Source organism: Streptomyces sp. NPDC031670, assembly GCF_055580545.1.
In genome coordinates this window covers 162,794-183,698 of the sequence record NZ_JBVILC010000009.1, presented here as the reverse complement: position 1 = coordinate 183,698, position 20,905 = coordinate 162,794, and the positions used below count along the sequence as shown (strand labels likewise).

The following is a 20,905-nucleotide window of genomic DNA, read 5'->3' as shown; positions in this document are numbered from 1 at the left end:
CGCGTTCCCCGCGCCCCTGGCAGGGCACGCGGTACCGCCCTGCTCAACCCCTCGCACCGCACTCCTATGCTTGCGCGGTGCATTCAGTGATCAGCGGCTTCCTGCCCATCTGGGCGCTCACCGCCTGCGGCTGGGGCGCCGGGCGCTTCCAGGTGCTCGGCGACCAGGCGCAGCACGTCCTGGGGCGGTTCGCGTTCACCTTCGCGATGCCGTCGCTGCTGTTCCTGACGATGTCGCGCTCGCACCCGGGCGACCTGGCCCGGCCGGGCGTGGCCGTCTTCGCGGCGAGCCTGGTCACGGTGTTCGCGGCCGGACTGCTGGTCAGCCGCTGGATGTTCCGCCGCAAGCGCGGCGAACAGGCGATAGGCGCGATGGCCGCGTCCTATGTCAACTCCGCCAACCTGGGCATCCCGGTCGCCGTGCACGTCCTGCACGACACCTCGTTCATCGTCGCCGCGGCGCTCTTCCAGATGCTCTTCATCACGCCGCTGATCCTGGTCCTGATCGAGCTGGACGTACGCCGGGCCGGCCGCGAGCGCTGGACGCGGATCCTCCAGCTGCCCTTCCGCAACCCGGTGATCGGGGCGTCCGCACTCGGACTGACGGTCGCCGCACTCGGTCTGGAGCTCCCCGCGGAGGCGGTCTCGCCGCTGCAGATCCTGGGCGGCGCCGCCGTCCCCTCGGCCCTGTTCGCCCTCGGTATGTCGCTCAACGCGCGCGCCCGCCCCGACGCCGACGGACGGACCGAGCGGCTGATCCTGGTGGGGCTGAAGGTCGTGGCGCAGCCCCTGCTCGCCTACGCGCTCGGGCGCTGGCTCTTCGCCCTCGACGGGCACGCGCTGTTCGCGGTGGTGCTGTGCGCGGGGCTGCCGACCGCGCAGAACGCGTTCATCTTCGCGTCCGAGTACTCCCTGGACACCGAGCTGCCCAGGGACACCGTGCTGCTCTCGACGCTCCTGTCGATGGTGTCCCTGTCACTGATCGCCTGGCAGCTGGGCTGAGGCGGGCAGCCCGAGGGGCGGGCTACTTCCCCTGGCCGGCTTCCTCGACCGACTTGCGGACCTCGTCCATGTCGAGGGCGCGCGCCTGGCCGATCACGTCCTCCAGCGCGGCCTCGGGCAGCGCGCCGGGCTGGGAGAAGATCGCCACGTTGTCGCGGACGATCATCAGCGTGGGGATCGAACGGATCTCGAACGCCGCGGCCAGCTCCTGCTGGGCCTCGGTGTCCACCTTGGCGAACACCAGGTCCTCGTGGCGCTCGGAGGCCGCCTCGTAGACCGGGCCGAACTGCCGGCAGGGACCGCACCAGGAGGCCCAGAAGTCGATCAGTACGAAGTCGTTGTCGGACACGACCTCGTCGAAGTTCTCCTTGGTCAGCTCCACAGTCGCCATCACGCACTCCCTCTTCCTGGCCTCACCGTGAAGCCGCCTCGCACAACGGCGACCGCCGTCGTGGTATTCCGTGGGTTTTCCGCTCTCCCACCCCTGCCCCTGTGGCTCCGGCGTACTCCTCGCACCAGACTGAGCCCATGACCGAAGCCTTGGAATACGACGTGGTGGTGCTGGGAGCGGGACCGGTGGGCGAGAACGTCGCCGACCGGGTGCGGGCGGCGGGGCTGAGCGCCGCCGTGGTGGAGAGCGAACTGGTCGGGGGCGAGTGCTCGTACTGGGCGTGCATGCCCAGCAAGGCGCTGCTGCGGCCGGTGCTCGCGCGCGCGGACGCGCGCAAGGTGCCGGGCCTGCGCGAGCGGGTGGAGGGCCCGCTCGACGTGCCCGCCGTGCTCGCCCACCGCGACGAGTACACCTCGCACTGGCAGGACGACGGGCAGGTGCGGTGGCTGGACGGCATCGGCGCCCACCTCTACCGGGGCCACGGGCGCCTCTACGGCACCCGCAAGGTCAGCGTCACCAGCCCCGAGGGGGAGCACCATGTGCTGACCGCCCGGCACGCCGTGGCCGTCTGCACCGGCAGCCGCGCCCTCCTTCCCGACCTGCCCGGCATCGCCGACGCCAGGCCCTGGACCAGCCGCGAGGCCACCAGCGCCCAGCAGGTGCCGGGCCGGCTGGTGGTCGTCGGCGGGGGAGTGGTCGGCGTCGAGATGGCGACGGCCTGGCAGGCGTTCGGCGCCCAGGTGACTGTCCTGGTCCGCGGCGAGGCACTGCTGCCGAAGATGGAGCCGTTCGCGGGCGAGCTGGTCGCCGAGGCACTGAAGGAGGCGGGCGCCTCCGTCCGTACCCAGGTGAACGTCGCCGAGGTCGTGCGCGAGGGCGGCAGCGGGCCCGTCACGGTGGTCCTGGACGACGGCGGTCGCATCGAGGCCGACGAGATCCTCTTCGCCACCGGCCGCGCCCCGCGCACCGACGACATCGGCCTGGACACCATCGGCATGGAGCCCGGCTCCTGGCTGCCGGTCGACGACTCCTGCCGGGTGGCGGGCAGCGACTGGCTGTACGCGGTGGGCGACGTCAACCACCGCGCGCTCCTCACCCACCAGGGCAAGTACCAGGCGAGGATCGCGGGCGCCGCGATCGCCGCGCGCGCGGCGAGGACGCCCCTGCTGGAGACCGACCCGTGGGGCGCCCACGCGGCCACCGCCGACCACGCCGCCGTCCCCCAGGTCGTCTTCACCGACCCCGAGGCCGCCTCGGCGGGGCTGACCCTGGCCGAGGCGGAGGCGGCCGGACACCGCGTCCGCGCCGTCGACCACGACCTCGGCGGGGTCGCGGGCGCCGGCCTGTACGCGGACGGCTACCGGGGCCGCGCCCGGATGGTCGTCGACCTGGACCGCGAGGTCCTGCTCGGCGTCACCTTCGTCGGCCCGGGCGTGGGCGAGCTCATCCACGCGGCCACCGTCGCGATCGCCGCCGAGGTGCCGATCGGACGTCTGTGGCACGCGGTCCCGGCGTACCCGACGATCAGCGAGGTGTGGCTGCGCCTACTGGAGACGTACCGGGACCAGTAGCCGCGCGCGCGTGGAGGCCGCCGTCAGCGCTCCTCGAAGACCAGGTTCTCCGGGGGCTCCGTCATCCGGACGTTCTGGTCGGCGACCTCCACGACCGTCGACAGGGTGGTGAACTGCCCCTTGGGCACGATCAGTACCCGGTCGGCGCGCTGGTCGAGGAAGGTCTTGAACCCGGCGAGCGAGGGGTCGCCGTCGCCCAGGACCAGATAGTCGGCCAGGCGCCGGAACAGCTTCGGCAGCACCACCGCCGTCCCGGTGAGCGTACCCAGCCCGTCGATCTTCGCGCCGGTCGTGGTCAGGTCCACCGGCCACAGCCCGCCCGCGGCGGTGCGCGCCTCGCGCACGGCCGCCGTCATCGCCGCACGCAGATCGACGAACAGCTTGGTGTAGTACGTCGGATAGGCGAGCCCGGACGCCAACTGGGCGAAGTTGGCGGTCTGGCGCAGCAGCGCCGCGTCGACGAAGAGCTCGCGCCCGCTGGGCCCGGGAGCGGGTCCCCGGCCGGCCAGCGCCACACAGCGCCCGTGCAGGTCGGCGCCCCGGGTGAGGACGAACCCGGGGGCCTGGGCCGGCTCGGAGGCGGTGACCGTGCCGTGGGCGTCGCGCTCGACGCCGAGGAAGCCGAGCCAGGCGGTGAGCGCGTCGGCCGCCCGGTCCGCGAACGGCGGCGGCTGGCGCAGTTCGCGGCCGTGCGCCGGGATGTAGTGCGTCTCCAGCGTGTCGATGCCGTCGAGCCGCAGCTGGGCACCGCCGGCACGGTTGCGCCGGACGCGGTGCGGGCCCGGCACGAGGTCCCAGTGGGTGGGGTCGGCCGGGTAGAAGCGGACGGAGTCGCCGTCCGGGCGGGCACCGGTGACGCGGTACGCACCTTCGATCACGAGCATTCCCACGACGGCCTCCTCCGTGTGCACCCCGCGCACACCGCGCACTCCCCAGCATCCGCCGCGCGGGCGCCGCGCGCGCCCGTCCGGTGCGACAAGCCGCGATAAGTACGGTCCACTGAGCTGCGGCGCGTACACCGCCCTACGCCGTTGCGCGTACCGCCCCCGGTTCGCCCGCGCCCCCACCCGTCAGTAATACTCACCCCATGACCTCACGCATTACCGGCGGCGCCGAGGAGACCGTACGGATCCGGCGCGCCGAGGCGCGCGACGCCAAGCGGCTCACCCGGCTCGTACGCTCCTCGCGCGCCTACGAGGGCCCGTACGCGGCGATGGTCGCGGGCTACCGGGTCGGCCCCGACTACATCGAGACGCACGAGGTGTACGTGGCGGTCGGCGCGGGCGAGCGGCTGCTCGGCTTCTACGCCCTGCTGCTCGGCCCCTCCGAGCTGGACCTGATGTTCGTCGCCGACGACGCCCAGGGGCTCGGCATCGGACGCCGGCTCATCGCGCACATGACCGACCGGGCCCGGGCGGCGGGCCTCGACCGCGTCCGGGTGGTCTCGCACCCGCCCGCCGAGGGCTTCTACCGCAGCGTGGGCGCGCTCAGGACCGGCACGGCCCGCGCGAACCCGCCCGCGGTGCTGTGGGACCGCCCGGAGCTGGAGATCCCCGTCCCGCCGCGCTGACCGGACGCACGGGGGCAAGGCGCGTCCTGCCGCCGCGTGGCTCTGCGCGAGGGAGGACCCACCGTCGTGCCCCGGGCCGCCCTCGCGCTCGGCACGGCTCCCTTCAGGCGAGTGGCACCCCGACCTGGCTCCACGCCTTGGTGACGGCCTGGAGTTCGTCGCCGTCGCCGTACAGGCTGCGGGCGGTGGCGACCGTGAGGCGGCCGAAGTCGGCGAACCTGGCCCCGCTCGTCAGCTCCCCGCCGGTCAGCGTGGCGTACCAGATCTTCCCGGCCCGCTCCCAGGCGTAGCCGCCCAGGGCCGTGGCCACCAGGTAGAACGCGTGGTTGGGGATGCCCGAGTTGATGTGCACCCCGCCGTTGTCCCGGCTGGTGCGCACGAAGTCCTCCATCGTGGCGGGCTGCGGGTCCTTGCCGAGTTGCGGGTCGTCGTACGCGGTGCCCGGGGCCTTCATCGAGCGCAGCGCCTCGCCGTGGATGCGCGGGCCGAGCAGCCCGGCGCCGATCAGCCAGTCGGCCTGGTCGGCGGACTGGCCGAGCGCGTACTGCTTGATGAGCGAGCCGAAGACGTCGGAGAGCGACTCGTTGAGCGCGCCGGACTGCCCGAAGTACTCCAGGTTGGCGGTGTACTGCGTGACGCCGTGGGTGAGTTCGTGCCCGATGACGTCGACCGGGATGGTGAAGTCGAGGAACAGCTCGCCGTCCCCGTCGCCGAACACCATCTGCTCGCCGTTCCAGAAGGCGTTGTCGTACTTCTCGCCGTAGTGGACGGTCGCGTCGAGCGGCAGCCCGCTGCCGTCGATGGAGTGCCGGCCGTACGCCTTGAGATACAGCTCGAAAGTGGCACCGAGTCCCGCGTGCGCCCGGTTGACGGTCGCGTCCGGCGACGGCGTGTCGCTCTCGGAGTGCACCTTCGTGCCGGGCAGCGTCTCCTGGCTCCCGGCGTCGTAGATCGTGCGGTCGGGCTTGTCGGACGGCGTGCCCGTCGACGGGGCGATGCCACGCACGGTGGTGATCCGGCGCCGGGTGCGCTGGAGCGCGTCGTGCTCCAGGGTGCGGCGCGCTGGCTCGAACGTGGCGGGGTCCTCGGCCTGCGCGAGCTTGTCGAGGACGTGGGGCGGGATGATGGTGCAGAACACGGTGTTGGTCTCCATGCCGAGCAATGTGGCACAGCGTGACCACTTCGGTGATACCTGTAGTCGAGTTGGCTGAAAATCGGTGGCGGAGTCTGAACGGCCGCTTCTACGGACGGTGACGACGCGTCCCCGTCAACCCCGCCCCGACTCCCGGGTCACAGCCAGCCGTTGCGGCGGAACCCCCGGTGGATGGCGAAGCAGGCCACCGCCATGACGGCCAGGGCGAGGGGGTAGCCGTACTTCCAGTGCAGCTCGGGCATGTGGTCGAAGTTCATGCCGTAGATCCCGCACACCATCGTCGGTACGGCCACGATCGCCGCCCAGGCGGTGATCTTGCGCATGTCCTCGTTCTGGGCCACCGTCACCTGCGCCAGATGGGCCTGGAGAATCGAGTCGAGCAGCGCGTCGAACGAGCCGATCTGCTCGTTGACCCTGGCCAGGTGGTCGGAGACGTCACGGAAGTACGGCTGGGTGTCCGGGCCGATGAGCGGCATCGGCTCGGTGGCGAGGGCCGTCAGCGGGCGGTACAGCGGAGTCACCGCCCGCTTGAACTCCAGGAGTTCGCGCTTGAGCTGGTAGATGCGGCCCGCGTCGCCCCGCCCGGCGGTGTCGCTGAACACGGCGGTCTCCACCGCGTCCACGTCCACCTGCATGGCGTCGATGACCACGAGGTAGTCGTCGACGACGTGGTCCGCTATCGCGTGCAGCACGGCCGCCGGGCCCTGGGCGAGCTGCTCGGGGGTCTTCTCCAGGGACTCGCGCAGCGGACCGAGCGAACCGTGCCTGCCGTGCCGGACGGTGACCACGAAGTCGGGCCCGGTGAACATCATCAGCTCACCGGTCTCGACGACCTCGCTGGTCGCGGTCAGCTCCTCGTGCTCGACGTAGCAGACGGTCTTGAACACCGCGAACAGCACGTCGTCGTAGCTCTGGACCTGCGGGCGCTGATGGGCGCGGACCGCGTCCTCGACGGCCAGCGGATGGAGCCCGAAGAGCTCGGCGATCCCGGCGAACTCCTCGGCGCTCGGCTCGTGCAGCCCGACCCACACGAAGCCCTCCCCGGCCCTGCGCACCCGCCGTACGGCCTCCTCCACCGGGCAGTCGCCCGGCTGGCGCACCCCGTCGCGGTAGACCACGCAGTTCACCACGGCGCTGCCGAGCGGGGAGCGGGCCGGGTGGCTGAGGTCCACCGTGCGGCGGTAGGCGCGGCGGACCGCCCTGCGGAGGTTGCGGATCATGGGCACGGCTGGGCACTCCTTCGGCGGATCGGCGGCCAGTGTGCCATGCACGGCTCAAGGACCGGTCATCACGCCGTGCCCGCAGGTCACGGCCGTGCCGCGACGTCCCCGTCGAAGGCGGCGGCGAGCCGCAGATAGCGGGCCGCGTCCCCGGACCGGCCCTGGCGCTCCAGGGTGCGGCCGAGCATGAGCGTCGCGTACCGCTCGACAGGGTCGCGCTCCAGGACCGCACGCAGCTCCGCCTCCGCCTTCCTGAGCTGGGCGGAGTGGTAGTAGGCGCGGGCGAGCAGCAGTCGCGGGGCGACCTGCTCGGGCACCTCGTCGACGATGCCGGTCAGGATGCGTACGGCCGTGACGTACTCCTTCGCCTCGAAGAACCGCTGGGCGCGGTCCCAGCGCTCGGCGGTGGTCCCGAACTCGTAGTAGCTGTCGGCCACGACACGTCCTTCCTGGGCTGGCCGGGCGGGGCCCGGTCCTGCTGGTACGACGGCGCCAACGCCCCGTGATGGTTGAAAATTCCACCACCTCTCGTCCCGTCGCGTGGGAGGCTGCCACCGGGCACCCGACAGGAATAGGTTGACCGGTATGAGCAATCTCGATCGTCAGGCCACTCTCTCCGTGTGCGGCGGGCGCGGCTTCGTCGCCGCCGAGCCGGTGCGCGAGCTGCTGTCGCCGCGCACCGTCAGGCTCGGCGAGTCCACCGAGGTCCGCCGGCTGCTGCCGAACCTCGGCCGCCGTATGGTCGGAGCCTGGGCGTTCGTCGACCACTACGGCCCCGACGACATCGCCGGCGAGCCCGGTATGCAGGTGCCGCCGCACCCGCACATGGGGCTCCAGACGGTGAGCTGGCTGCACGAGGGCGAGGTGCTGCACCGCGACAGCCTGGGCAGCCTCCAGACCGTCCGCCCGCGCGAGCTCGGGCTGATGACCTCCGGGCGGGCGATCAGCCACTCCGAGGAGAGCCCCCGCGAGCACGCCCGCCTCCTGCACGGCGCCCAGCTCTGGGTGGCCCTGCCCGAGGCCCACCGCCACACCGAACCGCACTTCCAGCACCACGCGGACCTACCCACGGTCACCGCGCCGGGCCTGCGGGCCACGGTGATCCTCGGTGAGCTCGACGGCGCGGCCTCGCCCGGCACGGTCTACTCGCCGCTGGTCGGCGCCGATCTGTCCCTCACGGCCGGCGCGGAGCTGTGTCTGCCGCTGGACCCCGACTTCGAGTACGCGGTCCTGGCGATGTCCGGCGAGGCGCGCGTGGACGGCGTCCCCGTCCTGCCCGGCTCGATGCTCTACCTCGGCTGCGGTCGCACCGAACTCCCCCTGCACGCGCTCTCCGACGCGGGTCTGATGCTCCTGGGCGGCGAGCCGTTCGAGGAGGAGATCGTGATGTGGTGGAACTTCATCGGGCGCTCCTCCGAGGACATCGCGCGGGCGCGCGCGGAGTGGATGGACGGCAGCCGCTTCGGGACGGTCAAGGGCTACGACGGCGCCCCGCTCCCGGCCCCGGAGCTCCCGCCGGTGCCGCTGAAGCCGCGGGGACGGGTGCGCTGAACCGTACGACGGGAACAACTCCCGGCCGTACGACGGGAGTTCGGGAGAACGCGTTGTGGGCCGGGGTGGCGCGGGGGAGACTGCTTCCGGTGCCGCGGGGGGCGGCACGGGCGGTCTCTCGGGGGTGGGCGTCTTGACGGCGGCGGGTGGCGCGCAGGTGACCGGCCGGAGGGCGCCCGAGGCGCTGCCCCCGCCGTTGCGCGCGCGGTTCGGGCTGATCGCGGTCCTCGCCGCGCTGGTGGTGGCCGCGCTCGGAGTCCTGTACGCGGGCCGCGGCGAGCCCGGCGGGGTGGACCGGTGGCTCGTCCCGCCGACGGCGGACAGTGTCGGGCCGCCGTGGCGGCGAGCCGCTCTGGCCCTGGACTTCCTGGGGGAGCCCGCCGGTTCGGTGCTGCTGGTGGCAACCCTCGTGGCGGGCTGCCTGCTGCTGCGGCGTCCTCGCGCGGCGGTCCTCGTCGTTGTGGGCGTGGGCGCGGCCGTGGGGACGGCCACGCTCCTCAAGCACGTGGTGGGACGGACCATCCACGGCGACGGCAATCTGTCCTACCCGAGCGGGCACACCGCCTTCGCGACCGCGCTCGCCCTCGCTATGGCGCTGCCCGCGTCCGGCCGTCCGGGCCTCGGCAGGGCGGCCGGTACGTCCCTCGTGCTCGCCGCGGCGCTGGCGGCCGGCGCCGTGATGGGCTGGGCGCAGGTCGCCCTCGGCGCGCACTACCCGACCGACGTCCTCGGCGGCTGGTGCACCGCGCTGGCGGTGGTACCGGCGACCGCGTGGCTGATCGACCGCGCGGCCGGGCGACGGGTCGGCGGACGGCCCGACCCCGTCCCGGACAGGGCTCGTTGACGTTCCGTCAGACCAGTCGGCGGAACACCGGCTTCACCGGCCGTCCCCCCAGCCAGGGGGAGGGGTCGGCGGCGTCCAGTGCCTTGCGGTACACCGCACACGCCTGCGCCACCACGTCCACGGTGTGATCGATGTCGGCCTCCTCCAGGGCGCCGCTCACCACGAACGACGGGGCCAGCACCCCGCCCGCCAGGAGCCGGCGCAGGAACAGCGTGCGGTACCGCTGCGAGGGCCGCCCGTTCTCGTCGAGGGTGGCGAAGACCAGATTGCTGGCCCGGCCGCGGACCACCACATGGTCGCCGACGCCCGCGCCGGCCGCCACCTCGCGGACACCGGCGGCCAGCCGCTCGCCGAGGGCGTGCAGCCGCGCGGTGACGCCCTCCTCGGTGTAGGTGGTCTGCACGGCCATCGCGGCTGCCAGCGAGTGCGTCTCCGCGCCGTGCGTGGTGGACAGCAGGAACACCCGGTCGCCCGGGTGACGCAGCCCGCCCAGCTCCATCAGGTCGCGGCGCCCGGCCAGCGCGGAGACGGCGAACCCGTTGCCCAGCGCCTTGCCGAACGTGGAGAGGTCGGGGACGACGCCGTACAGCCCCTGGGCGCCCGCCTCGGACCAGCGGAAACCGGTGATCATCTCGTCGAAGACCAGGACGCAGCCGTGCCGGTCGGCCAGCTCGCGCAGGCCCGTCAGATAGCCGGGCGGCGGCTCGGTGTGGGAGGCGGGTTCGAGGATGAGGCAGGCGACCTCGCCCCGGTACCGGTCGAGCAGTCTCTCCGTGGCCGCCAGGTCCCCGTAGGGGAAGGCCACGGTGAGTTCGGTGGTGGCCGCCGGAATACCGGCGGACATCGGCGTGGTGCCGATGAACCAGTCGTCGACGGAGAAGAACGGATGGTCGGCGCAGAGGGCCACCCGCTCGCGCCCGGTGGCGGCACGGGCCAGGCGCACCGCCGCGGTGGTGGCGTCGGAGCCGTTCTTGGCGAACTTCACCATCTCGGCGGTGGGCACCGTGGCCAGGAAACGTTCGGCGGCCTCGACCTCCACGATGGACGGCCGGACGAAGTTGCTGCCGCGGTCGAGTTCCCGCCGTACCGCCTCGGTCACCCGTGGATGGGCGTGACCGAGGCTGACCGAGCGCAGCCCGGACCCGTACTCGATGTACCGGTTCCCGTCGATGTCCCACACATGGGCGCCCCGGCCGTGGCTGATGACCGGGGCCAGGTTCTCCGGGTACTGGTCGTCGCCCTTGGCGTAGGTGTGCGCGCCGCCGGGGACCATCGCGTGCAGCCGCTCGTTCGCCAGCCGCGACCGGGGCAGGCGCAACTCACACGTGTCTTCCGTGCCTTGGGTGTCCAAGCGACCTCACCTCTCGATGTGCTTCAGGGCCTCCACCAGGCCCGGAGCCTCCCGGTCCCGCCGCGACATCGACGTGACCGGCAGCGGCCAGTCAATCGCAAGTTCGGGGTCGTCGTGGGCGATCGTCACGTCTTCGGCCGGATCATGCGGGCGGTCGATCCGGTACGAGGTGTCGGCGGTCTCGGTCAGGGCCTGGAAACCGTGCGCGCACCCCGCCGGGATGTACAGGGTCGTCTGCGTCTCGCCGGACAGCTCGAAGAAGGTCCACTCTCGGTAGGTCGGTGAGTCCGGCCGCAGGTCCACGACCACGTCGAAGACCCGCCCGTACGAGCACCGCACCAGCTTGGCCTCGCCGGCGCCGGAGCGCAGGTGCAGACCGCGCAGCACGCCCCGGACCGAGCGGGAGAGGCTGTCCTGGACGAAGGCGTCCGGATCGAGGCCCACCGAGCGGATCACGTCGGCGTCGAAGGTGCGGCAGAAGAAGCCGCGCTCGTCGGCGTACGGTGTCGGTTCGAAGAGGTACGCGCCCGCGATCCGCGGGACTTCGGTCGCCTTCATGGAGTCTCCTGCCGGGCGTGGGCCTGCGTGGGGCCGTTGGTCGGGAACAGGACCGCGGTCAACTCGGCGAACTGGCCCTCCAGTTGCCGGGCGGCGATGAGTGTCCGTTCGGCGAGGGTCCGCCGCAGCCGGGCCGAGTCCTTCTCCAGCTCCCGGAACTGCTCGATCAGCCGGTCCGTGTCGACCTCGCGGGCCGGGTGGCGGTAGGTGCCCAGGCCCATCCTGGCCATGAGCGCGTCGCTCTTCGCCGCGTAGCTCAGGGCGAGCGTCGGCGTGCCGGCCTTCAGCGCGCAGATCAGGTTGTGGTAGCGGGTCGCCACCACGGTGTCGGCCGCCCCCGTCTCCCTCATCAGATCGGCCAGCGAGGCCGTCTCGGCGACGGTGACCAGCGGTGAGTCCACCGCGGCGAGGATCGCCGCGACCACCGGCCGGTCGACCCGGTCGCCGGTGAGCAGCCGGACCGGCCTGCCCTCGTCGACCAGCGCGCGGACGAATCCGGTCACCCCGTCGAGGTAGCGCCGGTGGATCTCCTCGGCCCGGGCGCGGTCGTCGTCGCCGCCGTGGAAGGCCATGACGCCGACGCAGACCGTGCCCGGCGGTCCCGGCGGCGCCGCCTTTGCCGCCTCCGGCGTCGGAAGGGCGAACGCGAGGTCCGGGTAGACCCCGTCGCGCGCGGTGTCCACGCCCATCTCCCGCATCGCGTCGCGGGACGGGGCGTCCCGGTACGAGCGGTACGCGGCCAGCCGCGCCGACCAGCGCACCAGAGTCCGGGTGGGTCTGCTGCCGATCGCGGCGGCGCCCACGCTGACCAGCGCGACCCGGGTGCCGAACAGCCGGCCGCTCGCGCAGAGCAGGAACAGCGAGTACGGGAAGCCCCACGGCCGCAGCGGCAGGGTGGCCTCCAGGACGCCCATGCCCGGCACGATCACCACGTCGTGCCGGCGCACCCAGGCGGCGGTGCGGAAGACGTCGACGACCTTGCCGAGGCCCTTGGCCGCGACCGCGCCCGCGCGTGACGCGGTCCGGTACTCCCCGCGGTACCAGTGCAGCCGCGTCGCCGGGATCGCGTACCGCGCCGACACGGCCTCCGGGCCGCCGCACAGCGCGTCCACGACCGCCTCCGGGTGCTCGGCGCGCAGATAGCCGAGCAGCGCCTCCAGCGACCCGTCGTTGCCGAGGTTGCCCGAGCCGAGCAGACCGAACACCCCGACGCGGACGGCGCTCACGCCTGCCTCCCCTCACGGCCCGCGACGAGGGCGTCCACCGAGACGGTGAACCGGTCCGGGTCGACCGGGGCGCGGTCCTCCACCCGCTCGCCGACGCCCGGCCGGGCCCGGCTGGCCATCCACGCGGCCAGATGGCGGTAGCAGGCACGCCGGTCGGCCGAGGAGAGCGGGGCCCGCCGGATCGCCCCGACGAAACCGGTGACGTACTCGGCGAGCAGCCGGGGCGTCGGATGCAGCGGGCCCGCCCGGCGCGGGTCGAGATTGACGCAGCGGGCGCGCTTGGTGGGGTTCGCCCGCTCGGCGCGGGTGGGGTGGTCGCGGCGGAAGTACAGCAGCTCCGGCACCTGGTGGAACGGCCCGTGCAGGGCGATCTCGGCGACGAACGTGCGGTCCGCGTGGTGGTAGCTGTCGAGCGGCTTCACCCGGCGCAGCACATCGGCCCGCAACACCCCGTAGAAGTCGTCGCCGCCGGGCTCGAACAGCAGGCTGCGGAAGCGCTCCGGCGCGTGCGGCGAGTCGGTGGCGAGTGTGTACTCGTACGGGACCGTCACCCGGCCCTCGCCGTCGATGACCGCCTGGCCGGTGTGCGCGAGGATCATCTCCGGCCGTTCGTCCAGCGCCTCGACACAGCGCGCCAGCAGGTCCCGGGCGTACAGGTCGTCGTGCGAGGCCCATTTGAACAGCTCGCCGCGGGACCGGGCGAAGACATGGTTGTGGTTCGGTGTCGCGCCGATGTTGCGGGACAGCCGCAGATACCGGATGCGCGAGTCCTTCGCGGCGTAGCGGCGGCAGATGTCCTCGGTCCCGTCGGTGGAGGCGTTGTCGGAGACGACCAGCTCGAAGTCCTCGTAGGTCTGGCCCAGCAGCGCGTCGAACGACTCGGCCAGGTACTCCTCGCCGTTGTACACGGGCAGGCCGATGCTCAGCCTGGGGCGGTCGGTCATGAGGTCCTCACTTCGGGGATGGGGTGGTGATGGTGCTCGCGCAGGGCGGACCGCAGCTGGAACCACCACACGGCCGAGCTGCAGCCGGTCGCGACGGCGACGCCCCAGGCCGAGCCGACCGTGCCGGCCGCGGTCGCCCCGCCGAGCCCGCCGCCGACGTAGCAGGCGGAGGCGAACAGCTGGCAGCGCAGGCTGCGCCGGGCCGCGGCGAGCGCGCGCAGCCCGGCCGCGGCCCCGGTGCCGAGGCCGGCGCCCGCGACGCCGAGGGTGACCGGCAGGATGAGCTGGGAGGCGGAGTGCCAGACGTCGCCGAGTACGAGCGCGCCGAGCCGGTCCGGCATCAGCAGCAGCGCCCCGCCCCACAGCAGCGCGGCGGCGGCCTGTCCGCCGCCCAGCATCAGACAGAACGTGCCCAGGCGGTGCGGGGCCCGCCGCAGTACCCGTGCCGCCTCCGCCACGGTGACCAGGGAAAGGCCCATCAGTACGGCGAGGAACGGGCCGAGCAGCAGTTCGGCGCCCCGGACCGCGCCCACCGCGCCGACCCCGACGATCGCGCCGAGCCCGTACGCCCGCAGCTGGTTGGCGCCGCTGAGGCTGACGTTCTCGACCAGGTAGCGGTAGCCCAGGTCGCGCTGTTCGCGGAGCCATCCGCGTGCCTGCGTCATCCGGGGCCGGATGCCGGACTGGACGCAGCCGTACGCCGCGGCCACCGTGGCGGACGCGCCCCAGGCGAGGACGAAGGCGGCCACGGTGCCCTCGTGGGCCGCCACGACCATGGCCGGGACGAGCGCGACGCCCCACACGACGTCGTTGACGAACGCCTTCCGGCCGGTGCCCGCGGCGAAGAACGAGTACCGCCAGGCGTCCTGGAGCAGCAGCCCCGGCAGCATGAACCCGAGACAGGCGAACGCGGGCCCCACCCGGCCGCCGAGAGCGAGGCCGACCACCGCACACACCGCACCGAGCACGGCGCCGACACCGAGCGCGGTACCCGACGACCGGGCCACCGCCCCCCGCCAGGCGGCCTCCGGCACCCCGCTGAAGCGCACCACGAGCGGATCGGTGGCAAGGCCGCGGGAGACGTTGAGCACCACGCCGTAGGTCACCCACGCCAGGCTGAACACGCCGAACGCGGTCACCCCCAGCGAGCGCGCCACATAGATCCCCACCGCGAAGTTGCTCACGCTGGAGGCCGCCTGGTCGGCCAGGCCCCAGGACAGCCGGCCGACCAGCGCCCGCCGGGCGGAGCCGGCCGGTGCCGTCGCCTTCTCCCCCTCGGTGGTCATCGGAGTCATTCCTTGATCAGCTCGGCGCCGTGCAGCGCGTCGGCCGCGGCGGCGACGGCGCCGAAGGGCAGCCCGGACCGCTCGGCGACATCGAGCAGGGTGTGCTCACCGTCGGAGAGGCTGAGCACCCACAGCATCGCCATCTCGGTCTCCTTGGCGTCGCTGCGGCCCCCGAGCGAGTCGTACAGCCCGCGCCGGCCCAACTGCGGCTCGCCGTAGGGGCTGAGGTTGACGTACCGCCGGTTGCGGTCGAGGACGGCGAACGCCTCCCGGCAGACGGCGAGGGTGTCCGCCATCGCCTCCGCGGAGACGAAGTCCGGGTTGTCCGCGGAGGTGTGGTACTCGGGATAGCGCGCGTACGGGGTCCGGCTGAGCGAGCCCACACCGAGGTCGAACCCGGGCGAGCAGTACTGCCGCTCGTCGTAGCCGTACGGGGTGAACCCGGTTATCGCGTGCGGGCGTTCGGAGGCGGTCAGCACGTGCCGCATCACCCGGTCGATCTCCGCGTCGCCGCGCCTGCTCCGCTTGTACGTCAACGCGCCCCGGTCCCCGGCGCAGGCCAGCACCAGGCCGTGCCTGACCCGTTCCCGCACCCGTTCCGCGTTGCGGGCCAGCCAGGTGATCGCCCCGATGGTGCCGGGCGCGAAGATGAACCGGTAGGTGTAGTACGGCGTTCGCTCCGCCAGCGCCCGGGCCAGGAACACCGCCACCGCGATGCCCGCGAGGTTGTCGTTGGCCAGCGACGGGTGGCAGACGTGGCAGGAGACGATCACCTCCTCGGTGACCTGCCCGGGGACGACGTGCTCGGCGTAGGTGAGGTGGCCGTCGGCGAGCGTGGAGTCGACGCGCACCTCGTACTCGCCGTCCGGCAGGGCGTCCAGGGTCTCCTGGGCGAGGCAGAACCCCCAGGTCGGCTTGTAGTAGCTGGTGCGGTAGGGCACCCAGGACGGGTGCTCCGGCAGGGTGTGCAGATGGTCGCGCAGCTCGGCCAGGGGCATCGTCGCGGACACCGGCACGCTGTAGCCGAGCACGTGCAGGCTGGACGCGGCGAAGTCGACGACGCGGCGGCCGGTGGCGTCGGCGATGTATGCGTCCCGGATGTTCCACTCCTGCGGGACCGTCCAGTCGAGCACCCGCGTCCCGGTCGGCACCTCGTGCACCTGGAGCGGGACGTACTCGCCGACGATGTCCAGGGTGGCGCGCACACCGTCGCCGGTGATGCTCCGGCACAGCGGGTACAACCGCTCCACCAGGGCGTGCATCTCCTCGCCGGCGCCGGTCACCGGCGCAACCGCAGGGTGTCGTCGACCGCGCCCGCGTCGGACGCCGCGCGCAGCACGGCGAGGCGGGTGAAGCGCTGCTCGAAGGCCTCCCGGGTCAGCCCGTGGGCCCGGTAGGCGTCGGCGAGTTCGAGCGCGCCCCGCTTCACCGTCCACTCGCAGTCGAAGCCGGGGACCGCCGCGCGGAACCGGGAGAAGTCGACCCGGTACGAGCGCGGATCGGCGCCGTTCTCCCCGGTGATGTTGACCTTCGAACCGGACACCGCCTCGGCGACCTGCTCGGCGATCTCGGCGACCGTGACGTTGTTGGTCTCGCTGCCGATGTTGAACGCCCGGTCGTGCACCGCCTCGCGCGGCGCGGTCAGCGCGGCCGTGAAGGCCCGGGCGATGTCGCCGGCGTGCACCAGCGGGCGCCACGGGGTGCCGTCGGAGAGCACCAGCACCTCTCCCGAGAGCAGGGCGTGGCCCACCAGGTTGTTGAGCACGATGTCGGCGCGCAGCCGGGGCGAGTAGCCGAAGGCGGTGGCGTTGCGCAGGTACACCGGGCTGAAGTCGCCGTCGGCCAGGTCGTGCAGATCGTCCTCCACCCGCACCTTGGACTCCGCGTACGGCGTGACCGGGCGCAGCGGGGCGTCCTCGGCCACCAGACCGCCGCCACCGGCGGCGCCGTAGACCGAGCAGGTCGACGCGTACAGGAAGCGCCGCACACCGGCGTCGCGGGCCAGCCGGGCGAGGCGTACGGAGGCGTGGTGGTTGATGTCGTAGGTGAGCTGCGGTGCCAGCGCTCCCAGCGGGTCGTTGGAGAGCGCGGCCAGGTGGATCACGGCGTCCACCCCGGCCACCTGGTCGGCCGTGACGTCCCGCAGGTCCACCCGGTGCCCGGGCGGGTCCACGGGCCGCGGGCCCAGCACACAGTCGGCGAACAGGCCGGCGTCCAGGCCGACGACCTCGTGTCCGGCGGCGGCGAGCACCGGGGCCATCACGGTGCCCAGATAGCCCTGGTGTCCGGTCAGTAGTACACGCACAGTTCAGTCCCCCAGGTCGAGCATGAGTTTGGTGACGGCGAACGCCTCGGCGTAGCGGGCGTGGCATTCGATGCCGCGGATACGGGCGAGGCCGAGGAAGGCCTCCCGGTCGTACCAGGGCCGGTGCCGCTGCGAGGGGTAGTGCTCCTGGAGCAGCCGCACCTTCTGTTCGGCGGTCTCCGGCGACAGCGGCTGGTACGCCGCCATCCGGCCGAGGTCGCCGTCCCATTTGACGATCTCGTAGCCGAGCACGAGGTGGTCGCGGAAGGCGGTGGGTATCAGCTTCGCCAGGCCGCGGTGGTCCTGGTGCGCGTCCTCGGTGCGCGGGGCCAGCACGAGATCCGGGTCGGTGCGCTCACGCAGCTCCTCGACCGCGGCCTTGGCCTCGTCCCAGTGCACGGGCAGCCGGCCGTCGGGGAGTTTGAGCACGGTCAGCCGCAGATCCGCGCCGGGGCAGAAGGCGGCGAGCGCGGCCCGCTCCTCCTGCTCCCGCTCACCGCCGCCGCCGCTTAGCACCAGCGCGTCGACACGGACACCCGGCCGGGCGCGGCACAGGGTCAGCAGGGTGCCCCCGGCGCCGATGGCGATGTCGTCGCAGTGCGCGCCCACCGCGGCGATCCGGTCCGGGCGTCCGGCGCTGAGCCGGATCACGCCCGCGCCCCCGCGCCGTCCCGCTCCCACACGGCCCAGGGACGCTCGCCCCTGGCGTAGGCGTCGTCGAGCGCGGCCCGCTCCTTCACGGTGTCGGTCGGCTTCCAGAAGCCGCGGTGCTGATGCGCCATCAGGCGTCCCTGCTTGGCGAGTCGGGCGCATCCGTCGGCGACCAGGTCGCCGTTCTCCGGTATGTGGTCGAAGATCTCCTGGCGGAGCACGAAGTAGCCGCCGTTCTCCCACAGCGGCAGTTCGCTCACCGCGGTGATGCCCCCCACCAGGCCGTCCTCGCCCAACTCCACGCAGTGGAACGAGGACTGCGGAGGCACCACCATCATCGAGGCGCCGGCGTCGCGCCGGGCGAACCGGTCGATCATCCGCGGCAGCGGGGCGTCGGTGAGCACGTCGGCGTAGTTGGCGAGGAACATCTCCTCGCCCTCCAGGTGGTGCCGCACCCGGCGCAGCCGCTCCCCGATCGGGGACTCGACGCCGGTCTGCACGAACGTGATCGTCCAGGACGCGATGTCGGTCGACAGCAGCTCGGTCTTCCCGCGCCGCAGCACGAAGTCGTTGGACGTCGTCTCCTCGTAGTTGAGGAAGAAGTCCTTGATGTGGTGGGCCCCGTACCCCAGGCACAGGATGAACTCGGTGTGGCCGAAGTGCGCGTAGTAGCGCATGACGTGCCAGATCAGCGGCCGGGGGCCGACCATCGCCATGGGTTTGGGTATGTCGTCGGAGGACCCGCTGCGCATGCGCATCCCGTAACCGCCGCAGAACAGGACGACCTTCATGCTGTGACCTTCCTCGACGCGACGTCGACAATGCTCAGTTCCGGGATGGGGAAGACCAGCCGGCCGCCCCACTCGTGCACGAAGGACAACTGCTCGGTCAGCTCGGCCCGCAGGTTCCACGGCAGGACCAGGACGTAGTCCGGCCGGTCGGCGGCTATCCGCTCGGGCGGCAGGATCGGGATACGGGTGCCGGGGGTGAACCTGCCGTGTTTGTACGGGTTGCGGTCGACGGTGTACGCGAGCAGGTCGGGCCGGATACCGCAGTGGTTGAGCAGGGTGTTGCCCTTGCCGGGAGCGCCGTAGCCGACGACCGTCTGACCGCGCTCGGCCGCCTCGACGAGGAACTTGAGGAGGTCGCGGCGCACCTTGGCCACGCGGGCGGAGAACTGGGCGTACCCGGACAGCTCCTGGAGCCCGGCCGCCTTCTCCCGGTCCAGCACGTCGGCCACCCGGCGGCTCGGCTCGCCCGCCACCTCGGCCGGCCGCGCCCACAGCCGGATGGACCCGCCGTGCGTGGGCAGCAGCTCGACGTCCACCAGCGCGAGTCCACCGCTGGCGAGCGCCCGGATCGCGGAGGCGACGGTGTAGTACTGGAAGTGCTCGTGGTAGATCGTGTCGTACTGGTTCTCCTCGATCAGCGTCAGCAGGTGCTGCACCTCGATGGAGACCCAGCCGTCGTCGGCGACCAGGGCGCGCAGCCCCCGGGTGAAGCCGACCACGTCCGGGATGTGCGCGTACACGTTGTTGGCCACGACCAGGTCCGCCGGGCCGTGCTCGGCGCGGACGGCCGAGCCGGTGTCCGGGCTCAGGAACTCGGTGAGCGTGGGCACGCCCGCGTCCCGCGCCGCGGCGCCGACGTTCACCGACGGCTCGATGCCGAGACAGCGCATCCCGCGCTCCACCACGTGCTTCAGCAGATACCCGTCGTTGCTCGCGACCTCGACCACGAACGCGTCGGGGCCCAGCCCCACCCGCCGCACGGCGTCCGCCACATAGGTGCGCGCGTGCTCCACCCAGGAAGTCGAGTAGGAAGAGAAGTACGCGTACTGCGTGAACGTCTCCTCCGGTGTGATCAGCGGCGGGATCTGCGCGAGCCAGCAGTCGGTGCAGACCCGCAGATGCAGCGGGTACGCCGGTTCCGGCCGGTCCAGTTGGTCCGCGGCGAGAAAGCTCTCACACGGCGGCGTCGCCCCGAGGTCGACGACGCTCGCCATCGCTTCCGAGCCGCAGAGTCGGCATCGTGTCATCTGCTGTCCCCATCCCCCTTGTTCGCGCGGGTGTCCCCGGCGCGAGCCAGTGCCGACCGCCCCGCGATCGCGGTGCGGTACCCCTCCACCAGGCGCTCCAGCCCGACGGCCGGGCTGAACCCCTGCTCGTAACGGTGCCGGGCCGCCCGGCCCAGCTCCCGGTTACCGATCGGATCCGCCGTGATCCGGCGCAGACAGGACGCCAGCGAGGCGGCCTCGCCGGGCCGGTGCAGCAGCCCGGTCACCCCGTCCTCGACGAGCTCGACGAAGGCGCCGTGCCCGGCGGCGACGGCCGGGACCCCGGCCGCCATCGCCTCCACGACCACCAGGCCGAACGCCTCCAGCCACGTCGAGGGCGCCACCACCGCGACCGCTCGGGCGATGGCCCGGCGGCACTGGGCGGGGTCGTACAGACCGACGCAGCGCACGTCGTCCCGGCCCGCCGCCCAGGCGGTCACCTCCGGCTCCAGCGGCCCCGCGCCGGCGATGACGAGCGGCACGCCCGCCCCGCCGTCCGCGGCGAGCGCGTCCCACGCGGCCATCAGCAGCCGTACGCCCTTGGCCTCGGCGAGCCGGCCGAGATACAGCAGATGCTCACCGTCGCCCGTACGGCGGATGTCCGGCTCGGGCACGAAGTTGTGCTTCACCGCCAGCCGTTCGGACGGCATACCGGCCCGCACCAGGACCTCGCGCTGCGCCGCGGAGATGCAGAAGAACCGCTCCACGCCGGACCACCAGCGCCGCCGGTTGACCGACAGGCTGACCGCGAGCGGCACCGTGGCGAGCCGCGAGCCGCGGTAGCAGCCGTGCCGGACGGCGGGCAGCGGCGTCCCGCCGACGCACTCGGTGCACGGCCGGCCGTCCCGTTGCAGCGTGCCGGGCGGGCAGACCTGGGTGTAGTTGTGCAGCGTGGCGACCGCGGGCACACCGGCGTCGGCGCACGCGGTGAGGACCGCGGGCGACAGGAGCGGGAAGACGTTGTGGATGTGGACGATGTCGGGCCGTTCGGCGCGGAGCCGGGCCGCGAGTTCGGTGCGGACCGCCGGGTTCCAGGGCACGAGCAGCGGCAGCGCCGCCTTGCCCGGCAGGGAGCGGGCGGCGATGTCGTCGCTGCGCCGCTCGAAGACCTCCACCCGGTGGCCCGCGCTGCGCAGCAGGTCCACCTCCTGGTCGACGACGTTGTTCTCTCCGCTCGGCTGCGCCGAGGAGTAGCGGTTGTGCACCACGAGGACACGCATGTGTGAG

At 72.9% G+C, this 20,905-nt stretch carries 21 protein-coding genes; 5 read left to right on the top strand and 16 right to left on the bottom strand.

Annotated features, from left to right (window positions below; all coding sequences use genetic code 11):
- Positions 1 to 77 precede the first annotated feature (77 nt).
- Complete coding sequence (locus tag ACZ5ID_RS19125) at positions 78 to 1,001, top strand: AEC family transporter (RefSeq protein WP_468899143.1); 924 nt, start codon at positions 78 to 80, stop codon at positions 999 to 1,001.
- A gap of 22 nt (positions 1,002 to 1,023) precedes the next feature.
- Here ACZ5ID_RS19125 and trxA read toward each other — a convergent pair whose 3' ends face one another.
- A complete protein-coding gene (trxA, locus tag ACZ5ID_RS19120; protein ID WP_468899140.1) occupies positions 1,024 to 1,392 on the bottom strand; it encodes a thioredoxin in 369 nt (122 codons plus the stop codon).
- 137 nt (positions 1,393 to 1,529) lie between these two features.
- On the opposite strand from trxA, the gene ACZ5ID_RS19115 reads away from it, so the two are divergent.
- Complete coding sequence (locus ACZ5ID_RS19115) at positions 1,530 to 2,963, top strand: dihydrolipoyl dehydrogenase family protein (RefSeq protein WP_468899138.1); 1,434 nt, start codon at positions 1,530 to 1,532, stop codon at positions 2,961 to 2,963.
- A gap of 23 nt (positions 2,964 to 2,986) precedes the next feature.
- Here the strand turns inward: ACZ5ID_RS19115 and ACZ5ID_RS19110 are convergent, their stop codons facing one another.
- Positions 2,987 to 3,847: a nuclease gene (locus ACZ5ID_RS19110; protein WP_468899453.1), complete on the bottom strand. Its 861-nt coding sequence runs from the start codon at positions 3,845 to 3,847 to the stop codon at positions 2,987 to 2,989.
- 203 nt (positions 3,848 to 4,050) lie between these two features.
- Between ACZ5ID_RS19110 and ACZ5ID_RS19105 the strand changes: the two genes are divergently transcribed.
- Positions 4,051 to 4,533, top strand: a complete 483-nt coding sequence (locus ACZ5ID_RS19105) for a GNAT family N-acetyltransferase (protein WP_468899135.1) — start codon at positions 4,051 to 4,053, stop codon at positions 4,531 to 4,533.
- Positions 4,534 to 4,636: 103 nt separating this feature from the next.
- Here the strand turns inward: ACZ5ID_RS19105 and ACZ5ID_RS19100 are convergent, their stop codons facing one another.
- The 3 genes from ACZ5ID_RS19100 to ACZ5ID_RS19090 all read right to left on the bottom strand — a co-directional run bounded on the left by ACZ5ID_RS19100 (position 4,637) and on the right by ACZ5ID_RS19090 (position 7,343).
- A complete protein-coding gene (locus tag ACZ5ID_RS19100) occupies positions 4,637 to 5,686 on the bottom strand; it encodes a M4 family metallopeptidase (protein ID WP_468899132.1) in 1,050 nt (349 codons plus the stop codon).
- Between the two features lie 137 nt (positions 5,687 to 5,823).
- Positions 5,824 to 6,906, bottom strand: a complete 1,083-nt coding sequence (locus ACZ5ID_RS19095; protein ID WP_468899450.1) for a magnesium and cobalt transport protein CorA — start codon at positions 6,904 to 6,906, stop codon at positions 5,824 to 5,826.
- An 86-nt stretch (positions 6,907 to 6,992) separates the two neighbouring features.
- Positions 6,993 to 7,343 carry a tetratricopeptide repeat protein gene (locus tag ACZ5ID_RS19090; protein WP_468899129.1) on the bottom strand — a complete coding sequence of 117 codons (351 nt, stop codon included), beginning with the start codon at positions 7,341 to 7,343 and terminating at the stop codon, positions 6,993 to 6,995.
- Between the two features lie 148 nt (positions 7,344 to 7,491).
- Here ACZ5ID_RS19090 and ACZ5ID_RS19085 point away from each other — a divergent pair, with 148 nt between their 5' ends.
- Together ACZ5ID_RS19085 and ACZ5ID_RS19080 are read left to right on the top strand one after the other, a co-directional pair.
- Positions 7,492 to 8,457 (top strand): pirin family protein, encoded by a 966-nt coding sequence (locus tag ACZ5ID_RS19085; RefSeq protein ID WP_468899126.1) that lies wholly within the window; start codon positions 7,492 to 7,494, stop codon positions 8,455 to 8,457.
- 157 nt (positions 8,458 to 8,614) lie between these two features.
- Entirely contained in the window at positions 8,615 to 9,301 is a 687-nt protein-coding gene (locus tag ACZ5ID_RS19080) for a phosphatase PAP2 family protein (RefSeq protein WP_468899124.1), read from the top strand.
- Positions 9,302 to 9,308: 7 nt separating this feature from the next.
- Here the strand turns inward: ACZ5ID_RS19080 and ACZ5ID_RS19075 are convergent, their stop codons facing one another.
- From ACZ5ID_RS19075 to ACZ5ID_RS19025, 11 genes are all read right to left on the bottom strand, one after another.
- Positions 9,309 to 10,574 (bottom strand): glutamate-1-semialdehyde 2,1-aminomutase, encoded by a 1,266-nt coding sequence (locus ACZ5ID_RS19075; RefSeq protein WP_468899448.1) that lies wholly within the window; start codon positions 10,572 to 10,574, stop codon positions 9,309 to 9,311.
- Positions 10,575 to 10,658: 84 nt separating this feature from the next.
- A complete protein-coding gene (gene rfbC / locus ACZ5ID_RS19070) occupies positions 10,659 to 11,210 on the bottom strand; it encodes a dTDP-4-dehydrorhamnose 3,5-epimerase (protein ID WP_468899121.1) in 552 nt (183 codons plus the stop codon).
- The gene (locus ACZ5ID_RS19065; protein ID WP_468899118.1) at positions 11,207 to 12,436 is read right to left on the bottom strand and encodes a polysaccharide pyruvyl transferase family protein; all 1,230 of its coding nucleotides are present in this window, start codon (positions 12,434 to 12,436) and stop codon (positions 11,207 to 11,209) included. The genes rfbC and ACZ5ID_RS19065 overlap by 4 nt, the downstream gene beginning before the upstream one ends.
- Positions 12,433 to 13,380, bottom strand: a complete 948-nt coding sequence (locus tag ACZ5ID_RS19060) for a glycosyltransferase family 2 protein (protein ID WP_468899115.1) — start codon at positions 13,378 to 13,380, stop codon at positions 12,433 to 12,435. The genes ACZ5ID_RS19065 and ACZ5ID_RS19060 overlap by 4 nt, the downstream gene beginning before the upstream one ends.
- Entirely contained in the window at positions 13,377 to 14,666 is a 1,290-nt protein-coding gene (locus ACZ5ID_RS19055) for a hypothetical protein (RefSeq protein ID WP_468899112.1), read from the bottom strand. Before ACZ5ID_RS19055 ends, ACZ5ID_RS19060 begins: the two co-directional genes overlap by 4 nt.
- Positions 14,667 to 14,671: 5 nt before the next feature.
- Complete coding sequence (locus ACZ5ID_RS19050; protein ID WP_468899445.1) at positions 14,672 to 15,928, bottom strand: DUF4910 domain-containing protein; 1,257 nt, start codon at positions 15,926 to 15,928, stop codon at positions 14,672 to 14,674.
- A gap of 17 nt (positions 15,929 to 15,945) precedes the next feature.
- Positions 15,946 to 16,971, bottom strand: a complete 1,026-nt coding sequence (locus ACZ5ID_RS19045) for an NAD-dependent epimerase/dehydratase family protein (RefSeq protein WP_468899109.1) — start codon at positions 16,969 to 16,971, stop codon at positions 15,946 to 15,948.
- A 3-nt stretch (positions 16,972 to 16,974) separates the two neighbouring features.
- A complete protein-coding gene (locus tag ACZ5ID_RS19040) occupies positions 16,975 to 17,622 on the bottom strand; it encodes a PIG-L deacetylase family protein (protein WP_468899106.1) in 648 nt (215 codons plus the stop codon).
- The gene (locus ACZ5ID_RS19035; RefSeq protein ID WP_468899103.1) at positions 17,619 to 18,413 is read right to left on the bottom strand and encodes a glycosyltransferase family protein; all 795 of its coding nucleotides are present in this window, start codon (positions 18,411 to 18,413) and stop codon (positions 17,619 to 17,621) included. The genes ACZ5ID_RS19040 and ACZ5ID_RS19035 overlap by 4 nt, the downstream gene beginning before the upstream one ends.
- Positions 18,410 to 19,660: a class I SAM-dependent methyltransferase gene (locus ACZ5ID_RS19030; protein WP_468899100.1), complete on the bottom strand. Its 1,251-nt coding sequence runs from the start codon at positions 19,658 to 19,660 to the stop codon at positions 18,410 to 18,412. The genes ACZ5ID_RS19035 and ACZ5ID_RS19030 overlap by 4 nt, the downstream gene beginning before the upstream one ends.
- Positions 19,657 to 20,898, bottom strand: a complete 1,242-nt coding sequence (locus ACZ5ID_RS19025; RefSeq protein ID WP_468899097.1) for a glycosyltransferase — start codon at positions 20,896 to 20,898, stop codon at positions 19,657 to 19,659. Before ACZ5ID_RS19025 ends, ACZ5ID_RS19030 begins: the two co-directional genes overlap by 4 nt.
- Positions 20,899 to 20,905 lie beyond the last annotated feature (7 nt).

What these genes read in the sequence shown, in the direction of transcription:
- trxA (WP_468899140.1), bottom strand. Translation starts at nt 1,392, where the DNA reads ATGGCGACTGTGGAGCTGACCAAGGAGAACTTCGACGAGGTCGTGTCC.
- ACZ5ID_RS19115 (WP_468899138.1), top strand. Translation starts at nt 1,530, where the DNA reads ATGACCGAAGCCTTGGAATACGACGTGGTGGTGCTGGGAGCGGGACCG.
- ACZ5ID_RS19110 (WP_468899453.1), bottom strand. Translation starts at nt 3,847, where the DNA reads ATGCTCGTGATCGAAGGTGCGTACCGCGTCACCGGTGCCCGCCCGGAC.
- ACZ5ID_RS19105 (WP_468899135.1), top strand. Translation starts at nt 4,051, where the DNA reads ATGACCTCACGCATTACCGGCGGCGCCGAGGAGACCGTACGGATCCGG.
- ACZ5ID_RS19100 (WP_468899132.1), bottom strand. Translation starts at nt 5,686, where the DNA reads ATGGAGACCAACACCGTGTTCTGCACCATCATCCCGCCCCACGTCCTC.
- ACZ5ID_RS19095 (WP_468899450.1), bottom strand. Translation starts at nt 6,906, where the DNA reads ATGATCCGCAACCTCCGCAGGGCGGTCCGCCGCGCCTACCGCCGCACG.
- ACZ5ID_RS19085 (WP_468899126.1), top strand. Translation starts at nt 7,492, where the DNA reads ATGAGCAATCTCGATCGTCAGGCCACTCTCTCCGTGTGCGGCGGGCGC.
- ACZ5ID_RS19075 (WP_468899448.1), bottom strand. Translation starts at nt 10,574, where the DNA reads ATGGTCCCCGGCGGCGCGCACACCTACGCCAAGGGCGACGACCAGTAC.
- rfbC (WP_468899121.1), bottom strand. Translation starts at nt 11,210, where the DNA reads ATGAAGGCGACCGAAGTCCCGCGGATCGCGGGCGCGTACCTCTTCGAA.
- ACZ5ID_RS19060 (WP_468899115.1), bottom strand. Translation starts at nt 13,380, where the DNA reads ATGACCGACCGCCCCAGGCTGAGCATCGGCCTGCCCGTGTACAACGGC.
- ACZ5ID_RS19055 (WP_468899112.1), bottom strand. Translation starts at nt 14,666, where the DNA reads ATGACCACCGAGGGGGAGAAGGCGACGGCACCGGCCGGCTCCGCCCGG.
- ACZ5ID_RS19050 (WP_468899445.1), bottom strand. Translation starts at nt 15,928, where the DNA reads ATGCACGCCCTGGTGGAGCGGTTGTACCCGCTGTGCCGGAGCATCACC.
- ACZ5ID_RS19035 (WP_468899103.1), bottom strand. Translation starts at nt 18,413, where the DNA reads ATGAAGGTCGTCCTGTTCTGCGGCGGTTACGGGATGCGCATGCGCAGC.
- ACZ5ID_RS19030 (WP_468899100.1), bottom strand. Translation starts at nt 19,660, where the DNA reads ATGACACGATGCCGACTCTGCGGCTCGGAAGCGATGGCGAGCGTCGTC.
- ACZ5ID_RS19025 (WP_468899097.1), bottom strand. Translation starts at nt 20,898, where the DNA reads ATGCGTGTCCTCGTGGTGCACAACCGCTACTCCTCGGCGCAGCCGAGC.